General features: G+C 66.0%; 17 protein-coding genes. 8 read left to right on the top strand and 9 right to left on the bottom strand.

The window, feature by feature from the left end:
* Positions 1-92 precede the first annotated feature (92 nt).
* The 3 genes from E8F12_RS02470 to choX form a co-directional block, all read right to left on the bottom strand.
* Complete coding sequence (locus E8F12_RS02470; RefSeq protein ID WP_280323712.1) at positions 93-1,058, bottom strand: L-carnitine dehydrogenase; 966 nt, start codon at positions 1,056-1,058, stop codon at positions 93-95.
* A 65-nt stretch (positions 1,059-1,123) separates the two neighbouring features.
* A complete protein-coding gene (locus E8F12_RS02465) occupies positions 1,124-2,008 on the bottom strand; it encodes a 3-keto-5-aminohexanoate cleavage protein (RefSeq protein ID WP_280323711.1) in 885 nt (294 codons plus the stop codon).
* A 70-nt stretch (positions 2,009-2,078) separates the two neighbouring features.
* Complete coding sequence (choX, locus tag E8F12_RS02460) at positions 2,079-3,017, bottom strand: choline ABC transporter substrate-binding protein (RefSeq protein WP_280323710.1); 939 nt, start codon at positions 3,015-3,017, stop codon at positions 2,079-2,081.
* A gap of 221 nt (positions 3,018-3,238) precedes the next feature.
* Between choX and E8F12_RS02455 the strand changes: the two genes are divergently transcribed.
* Positions 3,239-4,207: a GlxA family transcriptional regulator gene (locus tag E8F12_RS02455; protein WP_280323709.1), complete on the top strand. Its 969-nt coding sequence runs from the start codon at positions 3,239-3,241 to the stop codon at positions 4,205-4,207.
* A gap of 220 nt (positions 4,208-4,427) precedes the next feature.
* Here E8F12_RS02455 and E8F12_RS02450 read toward each other — a convergent pair whose 3' ends face one another.
* The 4 genes from E8F12_RS02450 to E8F12_RS02435 are packed head-to-tail and all read right to left on the bottom strand — an operon-like array spanning position 4,428 to position 9,554.
* A complete protein-coding gene (locus E8F12_RS02450; protein ID WP_280323708.1) occupies positions 4,428-4,649 on the bottom strand; it encodes a formate dehydrogenase subunit delta in 222 nt (73 codons plus the stop codon).
* The gene (gene fdhF / locus E8F12_RS02445) at positions 4,646-7,522 is read right to left on the bottom strand and encodes a formate dehydrogenase subunit alpha (protein ID WP_280323707.1); all 2,877 of its coding nucleotides are present in this window, start codon (positions 7,520-7,522) and stop codon (positions 4,646-4,648) included. The genes E8F12_RS02450 and fdhF overlap by 4 nt, the downstream gene beginning before the upstream one ends.
* Positions 7,519-9,078, bottom strand: a complete 1,560-nt coding sequence (locus E8F12_RS02440; protein WP_280323706.1) for an NADH-quinone oxidoreductase subunit NuoF — start codon at positions 9,076-9,078, stop codon at positions 7,519-7,521. Before E8F12_RS02440 ends, fdhF begins: the two co-directional genes overlap by 4 nt.
* Positions 9,072-9,554, bottom strand: coding sequence for a formate dehydrogenase subunit gamma (locus tag E8F12_RS02435; protein WP_280323705.1), 483 nt, complete (start codon positions 9,552-9,554; stop codon positions 9,072-9,074). The genes E8F12_RS02440 and E8F12_RS02435 overlap by 7 nt, the downstream gene beginning before the upstream one ends.
* Before the next feature lie 599 nt (positions 9,555-10,153).
* Here E8F12_RS02435 and E8F12_RS02430 point away from each other — a divergent pair.
* The 7 genes from E8F12_RS02430 to E8F12_RS02400 all read left to right on the top strand — a co-directional run bounded on the left by E8F12_RS02430 (position 10,154) and on the right by E8F12_RS02400 (position 18,576).
* Entirely contained in the window at positions 10,154-11,131 is a 978-nt protein-coding gene (locus tag E8F12_RS02430) for a dipeptidase (RefSeq protein WP_280323704.1), read from the top strand.
* 192 nt (positions 11,132-11,323) lie between these two features.
* On the top strand, positions 11,324-11,854 hold the full coding sequence (locus tag E8F12_RS02425) for a DUF5943 domain-containing protein (protein ID WP_280289183.1): 531 nt from the start codon (positions 11,324-11,326) through the stop codon (positions 11,852-11,854).
* A gap of 15 nt (positions 11,855-11,869) precedes the next feature.
* Positions 11,870-13,930 (top strand): dimethylglycine demethylation protein DgcA, encoded by a 2,061-nt coding sequence (gene dgcA / locus E8F12_RS02420; protein WP_280323703.1) that lies wholly within the window; start codon positions 11,870-11,872, stop codon positions 13,928-13,930.
* 170 nt (positions 13,931-14,100) lie between these two features.
* Complete coding sequence (gene dgcB, locus E8F12_RS02415; RefSeq protein ID WP_280323702.1) at positions 14,101-16,059, top strand: dimethylglycine demethylation protein DgcB; 1,959 nt, start codon at positions 14,101-14,103, stop codon at positions 16,057-16,059.
* A gap of 238 nt (positions 16,060-16,297) precedes the next feature.
* Positions 16,298-17,530, top strand: coding sequence for an electron transfer flavoprotein subunit alpha/FixB family protein (locus E8F12_RS02410; protein ID WP_280323701.1), 1,233 nt, complete (start codon positions 16,298-16,300; stop codon positions 17,528-17,530).
* Positions 17,520-18,299 (top strand): electron transfer flavoprotein subunit beta, encoded by a 780-nt coding sequence (locus E8F12_RS02405; protein WP_280323700.1) that lies wholly within the window; start codon positions 17,520-17,522, stop codon positions 18,297-18,299. Before E8F12_RS02410 ends, E8F12_RS02405 begins: the two co-directional genes overlap by 11 nt.
* Positions 18,300-18,330: 31 nt before the next feature.
* Entirely contained in the window at positions 18,331-18,576 is a 246-nt protein-coding gene (locus E8F12_RS02400; protein ID WP_280289188.1) for a hypothetical protein, read from the top strand.
* A 202-nt stretch (positions 18,577-18,778) separates the two neighbouring features.
* On the opposite strand, the gene E8F12_RS02395 is transcribed toward E8F12_RS02400, so the two are convergent.
* On the bottom strand, positions 18,779-19,882 hold the full coding sequence (locus E8F12_RS02395) for a GlxA family transcriptional regulator (protein ID WP_280323699.1): 1,104 nt from the start codon (positions 19,880-19,882) through the stop codon (positions 18,779-18,781).
* Between the two features lie 398 nt (positions 19,883-20,280).
* Positions 20,281-21,651, bottom strand: a 1,371-nt coding sequence (locus E8F12_RS02390; RefSeq protein WP_280323698.1) for an L-serine ammonia-lyase, incomplete at its 5' end; no start/stop codon positions are given.

The raw sequence follows: 21,651 nt of genomic DNA, 5'->3' as shown, positions 1-21,651 counted from the left end.
GGGCCGATAAGGAGTGGCGAGTTGAATCAAGGAGCAGCGGCCCTTTCGGGCGTGCCGCCCCGGCTCCGTGGAGTGGGCTTCAGCCCACCGTCTCATTCAGCAAAAGCAAAGCCATGTTTGGCCTTGGTGTCCTTGATGGCGCCGAGCACCGACAGCAGGCAGTCATCGCGATAGCGTTCCAGCTCGGCGATGCTGCGTGAGCCTTGCTGCTCGGACGTCCCTTCCACCACCCGGTCGATCAGCGTCTCGGTCAGTTCCGGGGCCGGCAGGTAGGTCCAGGGCAGCTGCAGCGCCGGGCCGAACTGGGCCATGAAGTGGCGCATACCGGCATTGCCACCCGCCAGCGTGTAGGTGAGGAAGGTGCCCATGAAGGACCATCGCAGACCGGCGCCAAAGCGGATGGCGTCATCGATCTCGCCCGTGCTGGCCACGCCGTCGTTCACCAGATGCAGCGCCTCGCGCCAGAGGGCCTCCAGCAGACGGTCAGCGATGAAGCCTGGCACTTCCTTACGCACATGCAGCGGACGCATCCCAAGCGCGGTGTAGATGTCGATGGCCGCCTGCACGGCCTCTGGGGCGGTCTTCTCCCCGCCCACAACTTCCACCAGGGGCAGCAGATACACCGGATTGAACGGGTGCCCCACCACACAGCGCTCAGGGTGCGTGGCGTCGGCGTAGAACTCGCTGGGCAGAAGCCCCGAGGTGCTGGAGCCGATGATCACATTCGGACGCGCCGCCGCGCTGATCTTCGCGTGCAGGTCGAGCTTGAGGTCAAGACGTTCCGGAGCGCTTTCCTGGATGAAATCGGCATCGCGCACGCATTCTTCGATGGTGTCGACGAAGCGCAGGCGATCCTGCGCTGCGCCAGGCGCCAGCCCCTGCTTCTGCAGGGCCGGCCAGGCATTGGCGATGCGCGCTCGCAAGGCCGCTTCGGCGCCGGGAGCAGGGTCCCAGGCGATCACATCGAGACCGTGGGCCAGGGCACGCGCGATCCAGCCGCTGCCGATGACACCGCTGCCGAGGGCGGCGAAGGTTTTGATCTGGGTGACAAAAGTCATGGTGGCTCCTGATGGGCGAATGGGGATTCAAGCCCCCTCTCCCGCTTGCGGGAGAGGGGAAGAAATCAGCGGCGCTTGAGCTTCATCTTTTCGCGGCCTTCGGCCGGAGTCAGGGCGCGGCCGCCGAGGCGTTCGATGATCTCGATGGCACGTTCCACCAACTGGCCGTTGCTGGCATGCACGCCACGGTCCAGCCAGATGTTGTCTTCCAGGCCTACCCGCACGTTGCCGCCCAGCAGCATGGCCTGGGCGACCATGGGCATCTGCGAACGGCCGATGCCGAAGCCGGCCCAGGTGCAGCCCGCAGGCAGGTTGTCGGCCATGGCCTTCATGGTGGTGGTGTCGGCGGGGGCGCCCCACGGGATGCCCAGGCAGATCTGGAACAGCGGGTCTTCCAGCAGGCCTTCCTTGAGCATCTGCTTGGCGAACCAGAGGTGGCCGGTGTCGAAGATTTCCAGCTCGGCCTTCACGCCCAGTTCAGTAATGCGCTTGGCGCCAGCGCGCAATTGCGCCGGGGTGGAGACGTAGATGAAGTCGCCGTCGCCGAAATTCAGGGTGCCGCAATCCAGGGTGCAGATTTCCGGCAGCAGTTCTTCCACGTGGGCGAGGCGCTCCAGCGGGCCGACCAGGTCAGTGCCGGTGCCGAACTCCAGGGGCTGCTCGCCCTTGCCGATCTCCAGGTCACCGCCCATGCCGGCGGTGAGGTTGATGATGATGTCGGTATCGCTCTCGCGGATGCGCTCCACCAGCTCGCGGTACAGCGCCACATCGCGGCTGGGCTTTCCGGTCTTCGGGTCACGCACATGGCAGTGGGCGACCGTGGCGCCGGCCTTGGCCGCTTCGATGGCGGCGTCGGCGATTTCCTTCGGGGTAACGGGAATGGCCGGATGCTTGCCGACGGTATCGCCGGCGCCGGTAACGGCACAGGTGACGATGACTTCGTAGTTCACGGTTGTTTCATCCTTCTGCGAGGCGATCGGAAATCGTGCGCGGCGGACCGCGCACATGGCGTTGCGTTGATTACTTGAGGGAGGCGAAGGCGCTTTCGACGCCGTTCTTGCCGTCGAAGGTGGTCACCCCGGCAAGCCAGCCCTTGACCACTTCCGGGTTGGCTTTAAGCCATTCGCGGGCGACCTTGGCCGGGGCTTTGCGGTCCATGATCGGCTGCATCAGCTGGGCCTCCTGGTCGCTGGTGAAGCGCAGGCTGGTCAGCAGGCGGTCGGCGTTGGGGCAGCGCTGGGCGAAGTCGGGCGCGCTGACGGTAGACACCGTGGCGGCGCCGTCATTGGGGCCGAACACATCCTCGCTGCCGGTCAGGTAGGTGATGGGCATCTGGATGTTCATCGGGTGCGGCTTCCAGCCGAAGAACACCACCGGCTTGTTGTTCTTCACCGCACGCTTGACGGCGGTAAGCATGGCCGCCTCGCTGGACTCGATCAGCTTGAAGCCGCCCAGGCCGAACTGGTTGGTGTCGATCATCTTCTGGATCGCGGTATTGGCGCCGGAGCCGGATTCGATGCCGTAGATCTTGCCATCCAGCTGATCCTTGAACTTGGCGATGTCGGCGAAGGTGCGCAGGCCCTGATCGGCGGTGTAGGTGGGTACGGCGAGCACGGCGATGGCGTCGTTCAGGGACGGTTCGGCGGCCACTTTCACCGACTTTGCTTCGAGGAAGGGTTTGATGTTGTCGTCCATGATCGGCTTCCAGTAACCGAGGAAGACGTCGATCTGTTTCTTCTGGATGCCGGCAAAAATGATCTGCTGCGATGCCTGGGTCTGGGTGGTCTGGTAGCCCAGGCTGCCAAGCAGTTCGTTGGCGACGGCGGTGGTGGCGACGACGTCGGTCCAGCCGACCACGCCTACGCGGATCTTCTGGCAACTGGCGTCGTCGGCGGCGAGTGCGGCGGTACTGGACAGGGCGAACAGACAGCAACCAGCGAATGCGGTAAGACCTTTCATTGATGCTCCCCTTGCGGCCAAACGGTTGTATTTGTTGTTCAGGAGCCGGGGGCGGCCCCTTCCGTTTTCGGGCGCAACGACAACCCGATGGACACAAATTACGCAGCGCAGAATCCGCCGATTCGAACTAAAACGACCACCTGTTGAACAGGAACGACCACTTTCTTGCACTTACGGGCACACTGCCTTTTAGTGCCTTATCCCTCTCGCGGAACGCGGCCATGTCCCAGACCTTCAGCTTTCTCCTGCTGCCGGGCTTTTCCATGATCGGACTGATGTCGGCGGTGGAACCGCTGCGGGTGGCCAACCGGTTCCGCGGCGAGCTCTACCGCTGGCGGCTTCTGAGCCTGGATGGCGGCTCGGTACAGGGTAGCAATAGCATGTCACTGAACGTGGACGGCGGACTGGATGCGCCGGCCGAGGGGGATTGCCTGTTCGTGGTGGCCGGCTTCGATCCCCTGGCCACGTTCAGCCCACGCCTGGCGCACTGGCTCAACCGCGCCGAACGGGAAGGCCTGCTGCTGGGTGGCATCGACACCGGCAGTTTCGTGCTGGCCGAGGCGGAACTCTTTTCCCGCCAGCGCCTGACCCTGCACTGGGAAGCCATCGAAGCCTTCCAGGAACGCTATCCGGGGCTCAGCGTCACCCAGGAACTCTTCGAGATCGACGGCCGGCGCATCACCAGCGCCGGCGGCACCGCCAGCCTCGACCTGATGCTCACCCTGATCGGCCAGGTCCACGGCGAAGCCCTGGCGCTGCAAGTGTCGGAGCAGTTCGTACTGGGGCGCATCCGCACCCGCCAGGATCACCAGCGCATGCAGATAGCCAGCCGCTTCAATGTGCACAACAAGAAGCTGGTGCAGGTGATAGGCGAAATGGAGCGGCACAGCGAAACGCCGCTGAACTCACAGGCGCTGGCCGACCTGGTCAGCGTCACCCCGCGCCAGCTGGAACGGCTGTTCCGCCTGCACCTGAAGGAAACACCGTCGAACTTCTACCTCGGCCTGCGCCTGGACAAGGCCCGCCAGCTGTTGCGCCAGACCGATATGAGCGTGCTGGAAGTGGCCCTGGCCTGCGGGTTCGAATCATCCTCCTACTTCTCCCGCGCCTACCGGGCGCGCTTCGCCACCTGCCCGAGCCAGGACAGGCACGAGCATCCGGATCAGGAGCCGGCACGGCGGATGGGGTGATCCTGTAGGTTGGGCTGAGTTCCGCGAAGCCCAATGGGGGTTGCACCGGGTGCCCGGGAACGTTGGGCTTCGCTTCGCTCAGCGGCAACCTACGGGAGTCGTGGGGGCGAATTCATTCGCTAAGGGCAGCGCAGCTGCCCCCTGCAAGACCGATGGCAGGACTGCGTCCTGCGTAGCAAATGAATTCGCCCCTACAAGGAATGTGCCTCGGGAAAAAAAGCTAAACCACCCTCCCCTGCTCCGTCAGCGCCGCCTGCACCAGCGGGTGCAGGGCGGCGCCGCGGTGTTCCACCTGCCAGGCCATCAGCTCGATGCGCATGGCCGGGGTCCAGAAGCTCTGCAGGTGCTGGCGCACGCCGCGCACGGCCTGGTCCTTGTCCGGTTCGGTGGCGAAGAACTGGGCGATCTGGTTGGCCATCTTGATCAGGTTTTCGGTGCTCATCGACGTACCTCGGCTTTTTCCGTCTTGCGGCGTTCCTTGAGCAAGCGCCGCTGTTCGTCACTGAACTGTTGATAGCGTTTCTGCCATTCGGAGGGCTGGTAGACCCGCGAGACCTCCACCGCAGTGACCTTGTATTCCGGGCAGTTGGTGGCCCAGTCGGAGTTGTCGGTGGTGATCACGTTGGCGCCCGATTCGGGGAAGTGGAACGTGGTGTACACCACGCCCGGCGCCACCCGCTCGCTGACCTTGGCACGCAGCACCGTCTGACCGGCGCGGCTGCCCACGCCCACCCAGTCGCCTTCGACGATGCCGCGGCTCTCGGCGTCGGTCGGGTGGATTTCCAGGCGGTCCTCCTCGTGCCAGGCGACGTTGTCGGTGCGCCGGGTCTGGGCTCCGACGTTGTACTGGCTGAGGATGCGGCCGGTGGTCAACAGCAGCGGGTAGCGGTTGTTGACCTTTTCCTCGGTGGGCACGTAGCCGGTGAGCATGAAGCGCCCCTTTCCGCGCACGAATTCCTCGATGTGCATGGTCGGGGTGCCATCCGGCGACGCGTCGTTGCAAGGCCACTGCAGGCTGCCGTGGCGGTCCAGTTCGGCATAGCTGACGCGGGTGAAGGTCGGGGTCAGACGGGCGATCTCGTCCATGATCTCGGACGGATGCTTGTAGTCCATCTTGTAGCCCAGGGCGTTGGCCAGCAGCTGGGTGGCCTCCCAGTCGGCCTTGCCGCCCAGCGGATCCATCACCTTGCGCACGCGGGAAATGCGCCGCTCGGCGTTGGTGAAGGTGCCGTCCTTCTCCAGGAAGGAGCTGCCCGGCAGGAAGACGTGGGCGAACTTGGCGGTCTCGTTGAGGAAGATGTCCTGCACCACCACGCACTCCATGGCCGACAGGGCCGCGGTGACGTGCTGGGTGTTGGGGTCGCTCTGGGCGATGTCCTCGCCCTGGCAGTAGAGCGCCTTGAAGGTGCCACCGAGTGCCGCCTCGAACATGTTGGGAATGCGCAGGCCGGGGTCGGGCTGCAGGGTCACGCCCCAGGCCTGCTCGAACTGGTGGCGCACCGCGTCATTGGAGACATGGCGGTAGCCGGGCAGCTCGTGGGGGAAGGAGCCCATGTCGCAAGAGCCCTGCACGTTGTTCTGCCCGCGCAGCGGGTTCACCCCGACGCCTTCGCGGCCGATGTTGCCGGTGACCATGGCGAGGTTGGCGATCCCCATCACCGCGGTGCTGCCCTGGCTGTGCTCGGTAACCCCGAGGCCGTAGTAGATGGCCGCGTTGCCGCCGGTGGCGTAGAGCCGCGCAGCGGCGCGGATGTCGTCGGGCGACACGCCACAGATCGGCCCCAAGGCCTCGGGCGAGTTTTCAGGCAGGCTGACGAAGTCGCGCCAGCGGGCGAAGTCCGCCGCCTCGCAGCGGGCATCGACGAACGGCTGGTTGACCAGGCCTTCGGTGACGATGACGTGGGCCAGGGCATTGAGCATGGCCACGTTGGTGCCCGGACGCAGCGCCAGGTGCAGCTCGGCGCGGGCGTGGGGCGAATCCACCAGGTCAATGCGCCGCGGGTCGATGACGATCAGCCGCGCGCCCTGACGCAGGCGACGCTTGAGCTGGGAGCCGAACACCGGGTGGGCGTCGGTGGGGTTGGCGCCGATCACCAGCACCACGTCGGCCTGCATCACTGAGTCGAAGCTCTGGGTGCCTGCGGACTCACCGAGGGTTTGCTTGAGGCCGTAACCGGTCGGCGAATGGCAGACCCGCGCGCAGGTGTCGACGTTATTGTTGCCAAAGCCGGCGCGCACCAGCTTCTGCACCAGGTAGGTTTCTTCGTTGGTGCAACGGCTGGAGGTAATGCCGCCGATGGAGTCACGCCCGTACTTGAGCTGGATGCGACGGAATTCGCTGGCCGCGTAGGTCACCGCCTCGTCCCAGCTGACTTCCTGCCAGGGATCGCTGATGTGCTTGCGAATCATCGGCTTGGTGATGCGGTCCGGGTGCGTGGCGTAGCCGAAGGCGAAGCGCCCCTTCACACAGGAATGGCCGTGGTTGGCCTGGCCGTTCTTGTCCGGGACCATGCGCACCAGCTGGTCCCCCTTCATTTCCGCGCGGAAGGAGCAGCCCACGCCGCAATAGGCGCAGGTGGTGATCACGCTGCGTTCCGGCTGGCCCATTTCCACCACACTCTTTTCCATCAGGGTGGCGGTGGGGCAGGCCTGCACGCAGGCGCCGCAGGAAACGCATTCGGAGTCGAGGAAGTTCTCGCCGCCAGTCGCTGCCACGCGGGACTCGAAGCCGCGCCCGCTGATGGTCAGGGCGAAGGTGCCCTGGGTTTCCTCGCAAGCGCGTACGCAGCGGTTGCAGACGATGCATTTGCTCGGGTCGTAGTCGAAATAAGGGTTGGAAACGTCCTTCTGCTCATCCAGGTGGTTGGCGCCTTCGTAGCCGTAGCGCACCTCGCGCAGGCCCACCTGGCCGGCGACGGTCTGCAGCTCGCAATTGCCGTTGGCCGAGCAGGTCAGGCAGTCCAGCGGGTGGTCGGAGATGTACAGCTCCATGACGTTGCGGCGCAGGGTGGCGAGCTTGGGCGTCTGGGTGTGGACCGTCATGCCCTCGGCCACCGGCGTGGTGCAGGAAGCCGGGTAGCCGCGCATGCCATCGATCTCCACCAGGCACATGCGGCAGGAGCCGAAGGCTTCCAGGCTGTCGGTGGCGCAGAGCTTGGGGATCGTGGTGCCGAGCAGCGCGGCGGCGCGCATCACGGACGTGCCAGCCGGCACGCTGATCTCGCGGCCGTCGATGGTCAAGCTGACCTGCACCTCGCTTTCGCGGGCCGGGGTGCCGAGGTCGATATCGCTGGCGGGGTCGAAGATGTTGATCATTGGTCGGTCTCCGAGGTCTCCAGACCAAAGTCGGCGGGGAAATGCTTGAGGGCGCTGGTCACCGGGTAGGCGGTCATGCCGCCCAGGGCGCAGAGCGAGCCGTAGGTCAGGGTGTCACAGAGGTCCTTGAGCAGAATCACCTGCTCGCCCCGCGACTTGGCGTCGGGCGCCGCCAGCAGGCGGTCCACCACTTCCACGCCACGGGTGGAGCCAATGCGGCACGGAGTGCACTTGCCGCAGGATTCCTCGGCGCAGAATTGCAGGGCGAAGCGGGCCATGTGGGCCATGTCGAGGGTATCGTCAGCCACCACCACGCCACCGTGACCGAGCATCGCGCCCATGGCAGCGAAGGCCTCGTAGTCCAGCGGCGTATCGAATTGCGCCGGTGGCACCCAGGCGCCGAGCGGCCCGCCCACCTGCGCGGCCTTCAGCGGCCGGCCACTGGCGGTACCGCCGCCATAGCCTTCCACCAGCTCGCGCAGGGTCAGGCCGAAGGCCCGCTCCACCAGTCCGCCGTGGCGGATGTTGCCGGCCAACTGGAAGGGCATGGTGCCCAGCGAGCGGCCCATGCCGAAATCACGGTAGAACTGGGCGCCACGGGCCAGGATGACCGGCACCGAGGCCAGGGTGAGCACGTTGTGCACCAGCGTCGGCAGCCCGAACAGGCCTTGCAGCGCCGGCAGCGGCGGTTTGGCGCGAACCACGCCGCGCTTGCCTTCGAGGGAATCCAGCAGCGCGGTTTCCTCGCCGCAGATGTAGGCGCCGGCGCCTACCCGTACGTCGAGGTCGAATGCGCGACCGCTGCCGCCGACATTGGTGCCGAGGTAACCGGCATCACGAGCGATCTGCAGGGCGGCGCGCAGGGTTTCCACCGACTGCGGGTATTCGGAGCGCACGTAGATGTAGCCCATGCTCGCGCCGACGGCGACGCCGGCGATGGCCATGCCCTCGATCAGCAAAAAGGGGTCGCCCTCCATCAGCATGCGGTCAGCGAAGGTGCCGGAGTCGCCTTCGTCGGCATTGCAGACCACGTACTTCTGTTCGGCGACGGCCCCGCGCACGGTGCGCCACTTGATGCCGGCCGGGAAGGCGGCACCGCCACGACCACGCAGGCCGGAATCCAGCACGGCGGTGACGATCTCGTCGCCGCTCAGTGCAATGGCGCGTTCCAGTCCTTCGAAACCACCCTGGGCACGGTAGTCATCCAGGGACAGCGGCCGGGTAATGCCGGCACGGGCGAAGAGCAGGCGCTGCTGGCTCTTCAGGTAGGGAATTTCCTCCACAGGCCCCAGGGCCAGGGGGTGGTTGCTGGCATCGCCGGTGAGGGCGTCCAGCAGCGAAGGGACGTCTTCAACGCCCAGCGGGCCGAAGCCAAGGCGGCCTTCGGCGCTGTCCAGCTCCACCAGCGGTTCCAGCCAGTAGAGACCTCGGGAGCTGGTGCGTTTGATTTCCAGCGGCAGGCTCCGTCGATCGGCCTCACGGGCAAGCGCCAGGGCCAGATCGTCGGCACCGACAGCGCGGGCGACGGAATCACAGGGAATGCACAGCTTCAGCATGAACCGTCCTCCAGGCAGGCCTTCACCAGCGCGCTCAGGCGCTCAGGGGTCAGTCGCGCGTGCAGGCGGCCGTCCAGCTCCAGGGCCGGCGAGCAGGCACAGGCGCCCAGGCAATAGACCGGCCGCAGGCTGATCTGCCCATCGGCGCTAGTGCCGTGGTCGTCCAGTTCCAGCTGCTCACGCAGCTGCGCAGCCAGGTGCTCGGCGCCCATGCTCTGGCAGGACTCGGCACGGCACAGGCGCAGGGTATGGCGCGCCGGCGGCGTGGTGCGGAAGTCGTGGTAGAAGCTGATCACCCCGCGCACCTCGGCCAGGCTGAGGTTGAGGGCATGGGCGATCTCGGGGATGGCGACGTCGGGGATGTACCCGGCATCCTCCTGAATGGCGTGGAGGATCGGCAGCAGGGCACCGGGGGTGTCCTTCTCGCGTTCCAGCACGCTGTGAATCAGAGGCAGGTGAAGCGTCTCATCGGGCATACAGCGTTCCTCGCGGTCACGGACAATGGACCGGTGCCGGTCGTCCGGAGGTCGTCGGCTGCGGCTCGCCCGCCACGTCACGGTTGCGTGGCCTCGCTGGCGGCCGTCCTTGCGCCCCGGCCGGGCGTCTTCGCGCACTTGTTGGGGCATTCGGGGAGCTTGCCATCCCAGCCATTCGGAGATTGCATCCCAGCGACCCTTCGCATCCTGAAACCGACCTCGGGCGCCGGGGCGGGAAATCGAGCTCCGGTTCCTTCTTTATAGGCGGTATGGAGGCAAGGCTGGGGAAGGACGGACCTGTGGTTGACGCCGGATTGCCTGTAGGGGCGAATTCATTCGCCAAGGGCGTCGCAGTTGCCCCCCCGTGCACGTCAGAAGGGCGGTCCTGCGGTCCGCTTGGCGATTGAATTCGCCCCTACAAGGTCTCGCGCCCCCTGAAGAAACCGCAGTTCCGAACCCGGCTTGCCCATTCGCGACCGCCTTGACGCTTTCGGCAATACCCCGGTCGCTTTTGCGCGATAGCGCCAGATTCCCCGGGGATATGCTCCCCCCAAAGCGCCGGCAGAAGATTCGGCGCATGGATAACAGGGGACAGCCTGATGAGCCCAGCCGAACTGCACGCCGACAGCATCGTCATCGACGGTCTGATCATCGCCAAGTGGAACCGTGAACTCTTCGAAGACATGCGCGTCGGCGGCCTGACCGCCGCCAACTGCACCGTCTCCGTCTGGGAAGGTTTCCAGGCGACGGTGAACAACATCGCCGCCAGCAGCAAGCTGATCCGCGAGAACAGCGACCTGGTGATCCCGGTGCGCACCACCGCCGACATCCGCAAGGCCAAGGAGCTGGGCAAGACCGGCATCATCTATGGCTTCCAGAACGCCCATGCGTTCGAGGACCAGATCGGCTACGTGGAAGTGTTCAAGCAGCTGGGCGTGGGCATCGTGCAGATGTGCTACAACACCCAGAACCTGGTGGGCACCGGCTGCTATGAGCGCGATGGCGGGCTTTCCGGCTTCGGCCGCGAGATCGTCGCCGAAATGAACCGCGTTGGCATCATGTGCGACCTCTCCCACGTGGGCTCCAAGACTTCCGAGGAAGTCATCCTCGAATCCAAGAAGCCGGTCTGCTACTCCCACTGCCTGCCGTCCGGCCTGAAAGAACACCCGCGCAACAAGTCCGATGAAGAGCTGAAGTTCATCGCCGACCACGGCGGTTTCGTCGGCGTCACCATGTTCGCCCCCTTCCTCGCCAAGGGCATCGACTCGACCATCGACGACTACGCCGAGGCCATCGAATACGTGATGAACATCGTTGGCGAAGACGCCATCGGCATCGGCACCGACTTCACCCAGGGCCATGGCAAGGAATTCTTCGAGTGGCTGACCCACGACAAGGGTTACGCCCGCCGCCTGACCAACTTCGGCAAGATCGTCAACCCGCTGGGCATCCGCACCGTGGGCGAGTTCCCCAACCTCACCGAGACCCTGCTCAAGCGCGGCATGCCCGAGCGCGTGGTGCGCAAGGTGATGGGCGAGAACTGGGTCCGCGTGCTGAAGGACGTCTGGGGCGAGTGATCCCGCCACTCGGCGCCACGTAGGTTGGCGCCGAGGAACGAGGCCCAACAAGGAGCGCGCAGCGCTCCCACGATTTCACCGACAAAGCCGCTGGCCGGTTCTGCGAACCGGATGTTGGGCTTCGCAAGCTCAGCACCAACCTACGAGACAGGCCGGCGCCAATTGCAAATCGAATTCCGGAGCTAAAACAACATGGCCAAACACGCCCCCGAACTGCCCATCGAAGTCGACAGCGAAACCGGTGTCTGGACCACCGACGCCCTGCCGATGCTGTACGTGCCCCGTCATTTCTTCGTCAACAACCACATGGGCATCGAAGCCGAGCTGGGCCCGGAGCGCTACGCCGAGATCCTCTACAAGGCCGGCTACAAGTCCGCCTGGCACTGGTGCGAGAAGGAAGCGGAATGCCACGGCCTGGAAGGAGTCGCGGTGTTCGAGCACTACATGAAGCGCCTGTCGCAACGTGGCTGGGGCCTGTTCCAGATCGAGCAGATCGACCTCGACAAAGGCACCGCCCAGGTGCGCCTGAAACACTCCGCCTTCGTCTACGTGTACGGCAAGGTCGGCCGCAAGGTCGACTACATGTTCACCGGCTGGTTCGCCGGCGCCATGGACCAGATCCTCCAGGCCCGCGGCAGCAGCATCCGCACCGTTGCCGAGCAGGTCTACGGCGGCTCAGAAGAAGGCCACGACGACGGCCTGTTCATCGTCAAACCTCTGTAAGGCGAGGCTAGGGCAATGGCATTCGAAGCAATGTTCCAGCCGATCCAGATCGGCAAACTCACCATCCGCAACCGTGTGCTGTCCACCGCTCACGCCGAGGTCTATGCCACCGACGGCGGCATGACCACCGAGCGCTATGTGAAGTACTACGAAGAGAAGGCCAAGGGCGGCATCGGCCTGGCCATCTGCGGCGGTTCCTCGGTGGTCGCCATCGACAGCCCGCAGGAGTGGTGGAGCTCGGTGAACCTGTCCACCGACCGCATCATCCCGCACTTCCAGAATCTGGCCGACGCCATGCACAAGCATGGCGCCAAGATCATGATCCAGATTACCCACATGGGCCGCCGCTCGCGCTGGGACGGTTTCAACTGGCCAACCCTGATGTCGCCCTCCGGCATCCGCGAGCCCGTGCACCGCGCCACCTGCAAGACCATCGAGGTGGAAGAGATCTGGCGTGTGATCGGCAACTACGCCCAGGCCGCGCGCCGGGCGAAGGAAGGCGGCCTGGACGGCGTCGAGCTGTCCGCCGTGCACCAGCACATGATCGACCAGTTCTGGAGCCCACGCGTCAACAAGCGTACCGACGAATGGGGCGGCAGCTTCGAGGGCCGCATGAAGTTCGGCCTGGAAGTGCTCAAGGCCGTGCGCGCCGAAGTGGGCGACGACTTCTGCGTTGGCATGCGCATCTGCGGTGACGAGTTCCACCCGGACGGCTTGTCCCATGAGGACATGAAGCAGATCGCCAAGTACTACAGCGATACCGGCATGATCGACTTCCTCGGCGTCGTGGGTTCGGGTTGCGACACCCACAACACCCTGGCCAACGTGATCCCCAACATGAGCTACCCGCCGGAGCCCTTCCTGCACCTGGCGGCCGGCATCAAGGAAGTGGTCAACGTGCCTGTTCTGCACGCGCAGAACATCAAGGATCCGAACCAGGCCACCCGCATCCTCGAAGGCGGCTACGTGGACATGGTCGGCATGACCCGCGCGCACATCGCCGACCCGCACCTGATCGCCAAGATCAAGATGGGCCAGGTCGACCAGATCAAGCAGTGCGTGGGCGCCAACTACTGCATCGACCGCCAGTACCAGGGCCTGGACGTGCTGTGCATCCAGAACGCCGCGACCTCCCGTGAATACATGGGCGTGCCGCACATCATCGAGAAGACCACTGGCGTGAAGCGCAAGGTAGTGGTCGTCGGTGGCGGCCCGGCGGGCATGGAGGCAGCCCGTGTGGCAGCCGAACGTGGCCACGACGTGACTCTGTTCGAGAAGAAGGACCAGCTCGGCGGCCAGATCACCATCGCCTCCAAGGCACCGCAGCGCGACCAGATCGCCGGCATCACCCGCTGGTACCAGCTGGAAATCGCCCGCCTGGGCGTGGACCTGCGCCTGGGTACCGCGGCCGATCCGGACACCATCCTGGACCTGCGCCCGGATATCGTGGTGCTGGCCAACGGCGGCCACCCCTACCTGGAGCAGAACGAGCACTGGGGCGCGGCCGAAGGCCTGGTGGTGAGTAGCTGGGACATCCTCGACGGCACCGTGGCGCCGGGCAAGAACGTGCTGGTGTACGACACCATCTGCGAATTCGGCGGCATGTCGGCGGCGGACTTCCTGGCCGACAAGGGCGCCCAGGTGGAAATCGTCACCGACGACATCAAGCCGGGCATCGCCATGGGCGGCACCACCTTCCCCACCTACTACCGCAGCATCTACCCGAAAGAAGTGATCATGACCGGCGACCTGATGCTGGAGAAGGTCTATCGCGAGGGCGACAAGGTGGTGGCGGTGCTGGAGAACGAATACACCGGCGCCAAGGAAGAGCGGGTGGTGGACCAGGTAGTGATCGAGAACGGCGTGCGCCCGGACGAAACCCTGTACTACGCGCTCAAGGAAGGTTCGCGCAACAAGGGCCAGATCGACGTCGAAGCGCTGTTCGCGATCAAGCCGCAGCCCTGCCTCTCGCAGGCCGGCGACGGCTACCTGCTGTTCCGCATCGGCGACTGCGTGGCCCAGCGCAACACCCACGCGGCGATCTACGACGCCCTGCGTCTGTGCAAGGACTTCTAACCCAAGCCCGCACGGAAGGCCCCCTCTCCCGCTTGCGGGAGAGGGCGGGGGGAGAGGGTAAACCGGCAGCTCCAGGGCTCCCGACCCCCTCTCCCTAACCCTCTCCCCCAAAGGGGCGAGGGGACTGGTTCGGAGCACCCCTTTCGGTCCCTGCAAGGAGACCAATTCGAATGTTGAACACCATTCTTCCCATCCTGCTCTTCGCCGCCCTCGGCCTTGCCGTGCTGGGCGCCGCGAAGCGCTTCTTCATGTGGCGCCGGGGCCGACCGTCCAAGGTCGACTGGATTGGCGGCCTCATGGCCATGCCGCGCCGTTACCTGGTGGACCTCCACCACGTGGTCGAGCGCGACAAGTACATGTCCAAGACCCACGTCGCCACCGCCGGCGGTTTCGTGCTGTCGGCCGTGCTGGCCATAGTCGTGCACGGCTTCGGCCTGCACAGCCGGATCCTCGGCTTCGCCCTGCTGGCGGCAACGGTGCTGATGTTCGTCGGCGCCCTGTTCGTCGCCAAGCGCCGCCGCAACCCGCCGGCACGGCTGTCGAAAGGGCCCTGGAATCGCCTGCCGAAGAGCCTGCTGATGTTCTCGGTGAGTTTCTTCATCGCCACTCTGCCCGTGGCCGGCATCCTGCCGGAAGGCTTCGGCGGCTGGTTCCTCGCCGGCCTGCTGGCCATCGGCGTGGCCTGGGGCGTGTCCGAGCTGTTCCTCGGCATGACCTGGGGCGGCCCGATGAAACACGCCTTCGCCGGTGCCCTGCACCTGGCCTGGCACCGCCGCGCCGAGCGTTTCGGTGGCGGTCGCTCCACCGGCCTCAAGGCGCTGGACCTGACCGACCCGCAAGCTCCGCTGGGCGTCGAGAAACCCACCGATTTCACCTGGAATCAATTGCTCGGCTTCGACGCCTGCGTGCAGTGCGGCAAGTGCGAGGCGGTGTGCCCGGCCTTCGCCGCCGGCCAGCCGCTGAACCCGAAGAAGCTGATCCAGGACATGGTCATCGGCCTGGCCGGTGGCGATGACGCCAAGTTCGCCGGCAGCCCCTACCCGGGCATCCCGCTGGGCGAACACGGCGGCGGCCCGCACCAGCCGATTGTGGTCCAGGGCGGCAAGGGCCTGGTGGAAGCGGATACCCTCTGGTCCTGCACCACCTGCCGGGCCTGCGTCGAGGAGTGCCCGATGATGATCGAGCACGTCGACGCCATCGTCGACATGCGCCGCCACCTCACCCTGGAAAAGGGCGCCACCCCGAACAAGGGTGCCGAGGTGCTGGAAAACCTCATCGCCACCGACAACCCCGGCGGCTTCGCCCCCGGCGGTCGCCTGAACTGGGCCGCGGACCTGAACTTGCCGCTGATGAGCGAGAAGAAATCCACGGACGTGCTGTTCTGGGTCGGCGACGGCGCCTTCGACATGCGCAACCAGCGCACCCTGCGCGCCTTCGTGAAAGTCCTGAAAGCCGCCAACGTCGACTTCGCCGTGCTCGGCCTGGAAGAACGCGACAGCGGCGACGTCGCCCGTCGCCTGGGTGACGAGGCCACCTTCCAGCAGCTGGCCAAGCGCAATATCGCCACGCTGAACCAGTACCGCTTCAAGAAGATCGTTTCCTGCGACCCGCATAGCTTCCATGTGCTGAAGAACGAATACGGCGCCCTCGGTGGCAACTACGACGTCCTGCACCACAGCACCTTCATCGATGAGCTGATGCAGCGCGGCAGCCTCAACCTGGGCCAGCACAAGGGCGGCAGCGTGACCTACCACGATCCCTGCTACCTGGGCCGCTACAACGGCGAGTACGAGGCACCGCGCAACGTGCTCAAGGCCATCGGCATCGAGGTGAAGGAAATGGAGCGCTCCGGCTTCCGCTCGCGCTGCTGCGGCGGTGGCGGCGGCGCGCCGATCACCGACATCCCCGGCAAGCAGCGGATTCCCGACATGCGCATGGTGGATATCAAGGAAACCGGCGCCGAACTGGTGGCCGTGGGCTGCCCGCAGTGCACCGCCATGCTCGAAGGCGTGGTGGCGCCGCGCCCGGAGATCAAGGACATCGCTGAATTGGTGGCCGATGTGCTGATCGAGTCGCAGGTGGAAGTAAAAAAGCCGTCGGCGGCTAAAGCTGCCGTGGAGGTGGCGTGATGAAGACGCCCCGCTTGCTGACCTCCCCTCTCCCGCTTGCGGGGCGAAACGGCACGCTTTGGAAGCATGCTTCCAGTGCCGATGAGCGCCTGGTCGCGAAGCGATCAGGCCGGGGCGTGAAACGGGGGCCGGGGGAGAGGGCCGTCAGCCGCTCCGTGCCCACCCATTACCCCCTCACCCTAACCCTCTCCCCCTGGGGGGAGAGGGGACTGTCTGTACCTGAGCAGGAGTCCGCCCCATGAGCGACATCATCCGCCGCGACCCGCGCGCCGAGTGGATCGCCCGCAACCGCCTGCACCCGCTGCATGCCGCCATGCAGCAGCAGGGGCAGACGAGCTGGATGGGCCCCAACGGCATCATCCGCAAGAATCCCCATGCGATCGCCGCCGGCTTCATCGGCCCCAACGGCCTCAAGCGAATCGACCGCAGTGGCGCCCAGCAGGGCACTGCTGGCAAGCGCAGCGCCGCCAGTGAGGTGGTGCAGCTGCCGCTGCATGTGGTCGAGCAACCGGCCTTCCACATCTGCGTAGTGCCGGACATGGTCGGTGGCCGCCTCTCCAGCCACGACAAGGACCTGCTCGGCCTGGCCAACAAACTGGCCGGCAGCGAAGGCGCCGTGGTTGCGGTGCTGTTCGGCGAGGACAAGGAAGCCGCCTTCGAAACCGCAGGCGTGGACCGCATCCTGCGCATCCAGGGCGACGCCTTCGACGGCTACGCACCGGAGGCCCGCGTCCTGGCCCTGAGCGCCGTGGAAAGCCAGCTGGCTCCGCGCCACTGGCTGCTGCCCGACAGCCGCACAGGTGGCGGAGAACTGGGCCGCCGCCTGGCCGCCAAGCTGGGCGAGCGACCGGCCACGCGCGTCTGGCAAGTGGCCAACGAGCAATGCAGCGGACGTGCCGGCGCTGGCCGCGAGGACCTGGTGCGCGCCGTGCCACGCCTGATCCTGGCCGCCGCAGAATGCGCCGAGCCGGTCAGCGAGACGCGCCATGAGGCCCGCCCGCTGGAACTGAGCGCGAATATCGCCCACAGCCTGCCGCGCATCGAAGACCTCGGCCCGGTGGCCGTGGACCCGGCGCAGATTCCCATGGCCGAGGCGGAGTTCATCCTTTCCGGCGGCAACGGGGTCAAGGACTGGGACCAGTTCCACCAGGCCGCCGCCGCCCTCGGCGCCACCGAAGGCGCCTCCCGCGTGGCGGTGGACGACGGCTTCATGCCGCGCAACCGCCAGGTGGGCGCCACCGGTACCTGGGTCACCGCACGGGTCTACCTGGCGGTGGGCATCTCCGGCGCCATCCAGCACCTGCAAGGCATAGGCGCCTGCGACAAGGTGGTGGCGGTGAACATGGACCCGGGCTGCGACATGATCAAACGCGCCGATCTCTCGGTGATCGGCGACTCCGCCGCGGTTCTCGCCGCACTGATCCAACTGGCAACCGAATACCGTCAGGGAGGTGCGCGCGATGCCGCATGACGCACTGAAGATCGTCAGCCTGGTCTCCATCGGCGCACACCCCACCTCGGGCCGTGCACGCCGTGCCGACCAGGACGCCCGCGCCGTCGAACTGGGCCTGCGCCTGGCAGGCCCGCGCCTGCGCGTGGTGCATGCGGGCAACCCCCATGAAGAGGCCCTGCGTTCTTACCTGGGCATGGGCCTGGATGAACTCATCGTCCTCGAACAGGGCCAGCAGGATGACGCACTGCCACCGCTGAGCGACTTCCTCCGCGAAAGCGGCGCCCAGCTTGTACTCACCGGCAGCCAGGCGGAAACCGGCGAAGGCTCGGGGCTGCTGCCCTATCTGCTGGCCGAACGCCTGGGCTGGCCCCTGGTGGTGGGTCTGGCCGAAGTGGAAAAGGTGGAGAACGGTGTGGCCCAGGTGCTGCAGGCCCTGCCCCGCGGCCAGCGGCGCCGGCTGAAGGTGCGCCTGCCCTTCCTCGCCAGTGTCGACAACGCCGCCCCGACAGCGCGTCAGAGCGCCTTCGGCCCGGCCCGTCGCGGCCGCATCGAGGCCGAAGACGTCGAGCTGGTGGAGGATGTATTGTTCGCCGAGGCCCAGCTGCAACCGGCTCGCCCACGGCCCAAGCGCCTCAAGGTGATCAAGGCCAAGACTGGCGCCGAACGGATGAAGGCGGCGACCGCCAAGGCATCCGGCGGTGGCGGCCAGGTACTCAAGGACGTCTCGCCGCAAGCGGGCGCCGAAGCTATCTTCAAACTGTTGCTGGAAGAGGGTGTGCTGCGCTGACCGTGCGGCACCATTTGGGAGGAATAGGGCGATGATGCATGCCGATCTGATCGACCAGGAAGATTTTCGCGAGCGTCTGGTGGCGCTGGGTTTCAGCGTCCCACCGGGGGTCACTGCCGAACAGGCCTGCGAACAGGCCGTGAGCGGCCTCAGCCCGGAGCGCGCGCTGGCCCTGCGGCGCCTGGTGGAGGAGCTGCTGGGCGGCAGCGCCACCCTGCTGCCGAACGTGCGCGAAGCGATTTCGCGGACCCTGCTGCCGGCACTGGTGCCGCGCTGAGAGGGAACACCCGTAAATGAAAAAGGGCGCCATTGGCGCCCTTTTTCGTTGCAGTTGTAACTCACGAAAGGAATTCACGGCCTGTAGCCCGGATGCAATCCGGGACGGGGCGTAGGCATTCCCCGGATTTCATCCGGGCCACGAAGCCTACCCTTGTGGGAGCGAATTCATTCACGATTGAAATCGCTCCCACAGGCGCCCCTTACACCACCCTCACACTCGCGAAGGTCGACTCGCCCTGGGCGCGGCTCAGGGCCACACCGGCGGTGGACGGCGCTGCACGCACCAACTCTTCCGGAACCGGCATCAACGCCACCAGGTTCGCGTTCTGGCCGGCGCGCTCGTCACGCGGCGGAATGCCGAAATACTCGCGGTAACACTTGGAAAAGTGCGGGGTGGAAACGAAGCCACACACCGACGCCACCTCGATGATGGACATGGCGGTCTGCTTCAGCAGCTGGCGCGCGCGGATCAGGCGCAGCTTGAGGTAGTAGCGCGACGGCGAGCAGTGCAGGTACTTCTGGAACAGGCGCTCGAGCTGCCGACGCGAGACGTCGACGTAGCAGGCCAGCTCGTCGAGGTCGATGGGCTCCTCCAGGTTGGCCTCCATCAGCGCGACGATTTCCTGGAGCTTCGGCTGGTTGGTGCCGAGCATGTGCTTGAGCGGCACGCGCTGGTGGTCCTGCTCGTTGCGGATGCGCTCGTAGATGAACATCTCGGAAATCGCCGCCGCCAGTTCGCGGCCGTGCTCGCGGGCAATCAGGTGCAGCATCATGTCCATCGGCGCGGTGCCGCCGGACGAGGTGTAGCGGTTGCGGTCGATGGAGAACAGGCGGGTGCTGACGCCAGCGCGGGGGAAGGCTTCCTGCATGGCCGCGAGGCACTCCCAGTGCACGCTGCATTCGAAGCCGTCGAGCAGGCCGGCCTTGGCCAGCGCCCAGCTGCCCGTGCACACGGCGCCCAATTGGCGGCCCTGGCGGGACTGGGACTGCAGCCACTGCACGTGCTCGCGGCTGACGCTGTGCTGGATATCGACGCCGCCGCAGACGATCACGGCATCCAGCGCCGGGCCATTGTCCAGACCGCTGTCAGGGGTGATCTGCAGGCCGTCGCTGGCGCTGACAGGGCGACCGTCCTGGCTGAGGGTGTGCCAGCGGTAGAGCTCGCGGCCGGAAAGATGGTTGGCCATGCGCAGCGGTTCCACCGCAGAGGCCAGGGAAATCAGGGTGAAGTTGTCCAGCAGCAGGAAACCGATGGACTGGGGAACACGGTTCTGGGGTTGGGCCCCTTGGTTGAACTGTGACATCAGTGAAACCCTCAGGCTAGGCACGGGCGGAGCCTCGTTTGGAGGCTTTTTTGTTATGGCCTGGTACTGCGAAACCAGGAAGTCCTTTTCCTACGCAAAGGTCGTGCCTAAATTGATTGATCGTTCAATTAAAAACCAGCGAATTCATCCAAGGCCCGTGCCACAGGGCCTAGGCGAGAACGACAGAATCATTCTGTTTACGACCGCCAGGTCCCGCGTCAATTGGGCCCTGGGGACTTAGGTAGCACTGGCGGTGGCAGAAAATGTCACCGCGTGCTGTAGGGGAATACCTTCAGTAACAGACTAAAGGTTCGATCAATGACCATATGGTCACCATCTCCGCCCACCGCATCACGCACCAAAAAATGGCAGCGGCGGGCGACCTGACCGATCGTGTGTCAGCATTCGATTGCGCTGACGGCCAGGCCGCCGCGCGAGGTTTCCTTGTACTTGTCGTGCATGTCGGCACCGGTGTCGCGCATGGTGCGGATCACCTGGTCCAGCGAGATGAAGTGCTCGCCGTCGCCGCGCAGCGCCATCTGCGCCGCGTTGATCGCCTTCACCGCGGCGATCGCGTTGCGCTCGATACACGGCACCTGCACCAGCCCGCCCACCGGATCGCAGGTCAGCCCCAGGTTGTGCTCCAGGCCGATCTCCGCCGCGTTCTCCAGCTGCGCCGGGGTCGCCCCCAGCACTTCCGCCAGCCCCGCCGCGGCCATCGCGCAGGCCGAGCCCACCTCGCCCTGGCAACCGACTTCGGCGCCGGAGATCGAGGCGTTCTTCTTGCACAAAATGCCCACCGCCGCCGCGCCGAGGAAGAAGTTCACCACGTCGTCCTCCGACGCCTCGGGGTTGAAGCGCATGTAGTAGTGCAGCACCGCCGGGATGATCCCCGCCGCGCCATTGGTCGGCGCGGTGACCATGCGCCCGCCGGCGGCGTTTTCTTCGTTCACCGCCAGGGCGTAGAGGTTGACCCACTCCATGGCACTCATGGTCGAGCCGATCACGTTGGGCTTGCCCAGCTCCTGCAGGCTGCGGTGCAGCTTGGCCGCGCGGCGGCGCACATTCAGCCCGCCGGGGAGGATGCCTTCGTGGCCGAGGCCGTTGCTCACGCACTCCTGCATGGCGTCCCACAGCTTGAGCAGCCCGGCACGGATCTCCGCCTCGCTGCGCCAGGCCTTCTCGTTGGCCAGCATCAGTTCGGCGATGCGCAGGTTGTGGCGCTGGCAGAGCTGCAGCAGCTCCTCGGCGCTGGAGAAGTCATAGGGCAGTGCGGTGGCGTCCTGATCCAGCTGGCCGGCCTTGGCCTGGGCCTCGTCGACCACGAAGCCGCCGCCGATCGAGTAGTAGGTGTCGCGGTGCAGTTCACCGCCCTCGCCTTCGACGATCAGGGTCATGGCGTTGGGGTGGTAGGGCAGGTTTTCTTCCAGCAGCAGCAGGTCGCGGCTCCAGTCGAACGGCACCGGCTGGCGGCCGTCCAGCAGCAGCTCGCCGGCGGCCTGCAGCGCCTCGATGCGCGGGCCGATCTGCGTCGGATCGATACGGTCCGGCCATTCGCCCATCAGCCCCATCAGCGTGGCGCGGTCGGTGCCGTGGCCGACGCCGGTGGCCGACAGCGAGCCGTACAGGCGCACCTCGACGCGGCGCACCTGCGCCAGCAGGCCGCGCTCGCGCAGCGCCGTGGCGAACAGCGCCGCCGCGCGCATGGGGCCCACGGTGTGCGAGCTGGAGGGGCCGATACCGATCTTGAACAGGTCGAACACGCTGAT

The sequence above is a fragment of the Pseudomonas sp. BN102 genome (genome assembly GCF_029871245.1).
Classification (GTDB): domain Bacteria; phylum Pseudomonadota; class Gammaproteobacteria; order Pseudomonadales; family Pseudomonadaceae; genus Metapseudomonas.
This window is presented reverse-complemented; position numbering and strand designations above follow the sequence as displayed.